The organism is Gramella sp. AN32, from assembly GCF_023718305.1.
GTDB lineage: Bacteria > Bacteroidota > Bacteroidia > Flavobacteriales > Flavobacteriaceae > Christiangramia > Christiangramia antarctica.
In genome coordinates, this window is record NZ_QEYO01000037.1 from 1 (window position 1) to 4,633 (window position 4,633).

3 protein-coding genes are annotated in these 4,633 nt (G+C 30.4%); all 3 read left to right on the forward strand.

All coding sequences use genetic code 11. The features are described 5' to 3' along the window. Window positions 1-283: 283 nt before the first annotated feature. Window positions 284-760 (forward strand): cupin domain-containing protein, encoded by a 477-nt coding sequence (locus tag DHD80_RS19670; protein WP_251743177.1) that lies wholly within the window; start codon window positions 284-286, stop codon window positions 758-760. A 209-nt stretch (window positions 761-969) separates the two neighbouring features. Beyond that, entirely contained in the window at window positions 970-2,730 is a 1,761-nt protein-coding gene (locus DHD80_RS19675; RefSeq protein ID WP_251743178.1) for an ATP-binding protein, read from the forward strand. Between the two features lie 719 nt (window positions 2,731-3,449). Next, on the forward strand, window positions 3,450-4,361 hold the full coding sequence (locus tag DHD80_RS19680; RefSeq protein ID WP_251743179.1) for a hypothetical protein: 912 nt from the start codon (window positions 3,450-3,452) through the stop codon (window positions 4,359-4,361). Window positions 4,362-4,633: the final 272 nt, after the last annotated feature.

The window sequence follows — 4,633 nt, forward strand, 5'->3', positions numbered from 1 at the left end:
CTACTTTTTTTTCATAACTTTCAATCTTATGTTAATACCTACTTAAAGGTAGTGAATAGTGATCTAATGATTGCTTGAAGCTACCTTTAGGTTTAGTTCAACATCGGTTAAGCGCAAATAGCGGGCATTCTGGTGAAAAGTGCTATTTTAGACACCAAGTGAAAAAACAACTAAGCCGACAAGAACGTGTCCTTTTCCACGCTACTTGCCTTAACCAAGACCGTTGTACGCAAGCATTTAGGTTGGTAGGAACAAGAAGAATAATTAATTTAAAAAGTAAACTATGAGAAATTTAATTTTTACACTGATATTTTTAGCCCCATTATTTCTATTTGCTCAAAGTTCTGATTACAATATTTCTTCATATCATACAGAAGGTACAAAAGCACCAAATACTCATTACATCGGAGAAGCCTGGTTGAATCCAATAATTCACGACGACGCTGAATTAGGTTATAACATAACCAAAGCCACTTTTAAGGCTAACTCAACATTAGATTGGCATAAGCATAGTTCAGTGCAAGTTTTAGTTATTGTAGATGGCGAAGCTTATTATCAGGAAAGAGGAAAAAAACCAATAATTTTAAAAGAAGGTGATGTAATTAGGTGTGAGAAAAATACAGAACATTGGCATTCATCCACAAAAGATAGTGATGTAACATATTTGGCATTTTATAGTGGTGAAGAACCTACAGTTTGGACAGAAGTCCTTTCACAAGAATATTATGACAAGGTTCCTGAAATGCTAAAAAAGGACTGATTATCAACAACAAAAACTACAAAGTACAGAAGGCATAGATAATGCCAGCGTACAACAGCGGTTCATCTCAAATTCCGGGTATTGAGGAAAAAGTATAATTTTAGAAATCAAAAAAAATAAAACGGTAAGCCGACAAATCCGCGTTCCTACTCCCGTAACTTGCGATAACCGCAAACCGTTAGCAAACACCTAAAAACAAATTGGAATAAATGATAATAAGCAAAATTGAGATAACCAATATAAAGGGAATTGGAAATAAATCGTTCGACCTAGATTTAACACCAAATAAGCCTAATATATTAGTTGCCCCAAATGGTTTTGGGAAAAGCTCATTTGCTATTGCGTTTAACTCTTTGAAAAGCAATAAAATAGAATTAGGAGACAATGATTATTTTAATAAAAAACAAACTAATCGACCTGAATTAAAACTTACCCTATCAAACGGAACAGTTTTGATAGCTGATGATAATCAAAACACAATCACAAACGATTTTGATGTGTTTGTTATAAACAATCAAACTGAACCAAAAGCAACTGTACAGTCATTTAATGGTTACAGTTTTGCAAAAACTTCTCTACAAATAAAATCAACCGTTTTAGTCCAGACGATTCCTCAAAAAATTGATTTCGATTATTCACCAACTACCCTAAAACAAGCATTCGGTGTAAATGGAAACAAATTATTAAATAACATTTCAGGAATATTTAAAAAAAGTCACCTATTCCATAGAATAGAAACTGAAATAGATTTTTCAAGATTCAATTTAAAAAGCTATACCACCATTCTAGAAGATTATGTTGGACAAATAAATGCACAAACAGGAACAGGTGTAGTAATTAAAAAGTGGATAATTGATAATCTGCTAAATTCAATGGAAGAACTACCCGAGTTTAACAAATTATCCAATATTATTAGTTCTTTTGGGTTTTCAGAAATTCAAGATGAAGCGGATTTATTTTTAACCACTTGGCAAATTTTAAAAGTTAAAAGTGATTTAGGGCCTAATTATAAAAAAGCTTGTAAATACAGTTTCTATACAGCCGAAAAAGAACATTACACTCAAACAATTTCGTCCTTTAATCCAGTAAAGGAAAGGTTTGACATAAAACCCAAAGAAGAAAAAAACAGCCTAATAGTTCATTGGCCCAAAGCTCACGAAATTTCGAATGGTCAACGAGATATAATAACCTTTATCGCTTTACTTTTAAAATCAAGAAGAGATTTTAAAAAGAACGATTGCATCCTGATTATAGATGAAATATTTGACTATATGGATGATGCAAATTTAATTTCATTTCAATATTACATTTCAACTTTTATAGATGAAATGAAAAGAAAAAAGAGGCGAATATTCCCTGTTCTTTTAACGCATTTAGACCCATTATTTTTCAACCATTTCTGCTTTAATGATGCTAAAATAAAAGTAAACTACATTAAAGATATAAATGTAAAAGCAAATCAGAACCTTTTAAAATTAATTTATAATAGAGAAGATGCATTAATAAAAAGCATTGTTGATGCTCATTACTTTCATTTTAACCCAAATAGTGACTCTGTTGATTTATCAGCAGAATTTCACACACTTAAATTAAATCAAGATTGGTCAAGTCCCGAGAAATTTTTTAAAAAGATTTTTAGAGAGGTAAGGCGTTATGTATATCAAGATGAAAAAATTGACCCATTAGCAATCTGTTTCGGAATCAGACATCAAATCGAGAAACTTGTTTATGATAAAATACCTGATACCGAGAATAAAAGGATTTTTATTGATGAAACAAACGGAACGAAAAACAAACTGAACTTTGCTCAAAGTATTGGAATTGAAATTCCAGAAACCTATTTTTTGTTGGGTATAATTTACAATACTTCACTACATTTAAATGAAGGACAAGATGTTTCTCAACCACTCGGACTAAAATTGGAAAACGAGACTATAAAAACTATGGCGAGAAATATTTTCAGTAATTAAAAGAAAGGCGATTTGCTAACAATGTATATAAAAAATAGGCGAAATAGTAGTAAAATTAGGAGTTTTGGCTTGTATCAAACTTTGTGCTTAACTGAAAGTTTAGTGCTTCGAAATCGCCTACTTTTCATATACTAACCGTTGTAGCGCATTTTAAAACTGATAAACAATAATTAAAACGATTAAAAAGAAAATTAAATTACTCGGGTTAGCTGCTATAATCATAAGTGGAATTTTAGCAGTTTTAAATTTGACAGAATATTATACTGTTGCAATTCAAAAGGAAACCTCAAGTTATCCTTTTGGAGGAGAAGGTCCAGTACCCTATTACTATAGATCCGAAGAACTTTATAGTGAAGTAGTTTTAATATGGGGCTTAATTTTCCTCATCCTATTTTTGATAACCAGTTGGGCTATCATAAAACAAAAAAGAAGAACTATAAAAATTGTATTCTTTCTCACTGTATTTTTAGTAATCTTAGATATTGTCCAGGGGTATTATTGATTAAAAAACTATCATAATTTCAACTAACCGACTTATTACTAAAAAGAAAATTGAGAAATTTAAAACGCGCAACAACAACGATTCATCGCAAATAACGGGTATTTTAGAAAAAGTGTAATTTAGAAAACCAATAAAGAAAAACAATAAACTGACAAATCCGCATCCTCACTCCCGTGACTTGCGATAACCGAGACAGTTGGCAGTAATTTTTCAAAGAATGATAAGAAAATTTTTCGTCTTAAGTTTAGGCATTTTAGTACTTAATTCTTGTCCGGAATTAATTAATAAAATATATGCACAAAAATACAAAGCTGAGCCTAATCAGATAACACTAGATAGTTTATATCGAACTAAAACTTATCATAGTCTAAAAGATATTCCAAAAAATATCGATAGTGTTTTCAGGCTTAATTTATCAAACCAAAATTTAAAAAAACTTCCTCCAGAAATTTTCGATTTAGTCAATCTTCAAGAATTGAATGTTTCACAAAATAGTTTGTCTGATTTAGAGGGTTTAGAGAAACTAAATAAGATTCAAGTTCTGAATATAGGAATGAATGATTTTCAATCCTTTCCAAATGAAATTACGAAATTGGATAATCTCAAAATCCTTAAAATTTGGTGGAATAAAATAGAAACCTTTCCAGATGATTTTTATAAAAAGAACAAATTAGTTGAAGAGCTCGATATGACAAGTATGTTTGAATTTGATTTTGAAAACAATTTAAATAAAATTCATTTATTTGAAAATCTCCGTCAATTAAACCTTGGCAATAATCAAATTCCAGATTTGAAAATTCAATTTTCTAAACTTAAGAATTTAGAAGTTCTCGGTTATATTAGACAAGATTCAATTAACCTAAAAGAACTATGCATAGAATTAAAAAATTGTTCGAACCTAAGAATAATTCATTTAAGCGTTAATAGTATAAAGGAACTGCCAAACGAAATTCTACTTTTAGAAAATTTAGAAGAGCTTAATCTCTATAAAAACCAGATTGAAACTTTACCTATCGATATTGTAAAAATGGAAAAGTTGAAAAAAATTTCTTTAATAGGTAATCCAGTAGATGAAATTGAAATAAAAGAGATTGAAAAACAAATGCCAAATACTAAGATTATATATTAACAAGAAAAACTACAGCCAACAACGGTTAATCGCCAATAGCCGGCAGCTTTAGTAAGAAAATAATTAACTTGACCAACAACAAAATACTAAGCTGACAAATCCGCGTCCCTTAACCCGCCAACTGGCGATAACCGAGACCGTTGTGAGCAATTCACCATATGAAGAACTCCATTAATTTCTTGTGCTAACGTGGGCAGGAATCTTTATCTATATTAAATTTAATACGAACTCTATGTGTGGCCGTTTTAAAAATTGGTGCTGGAAATAAAGCC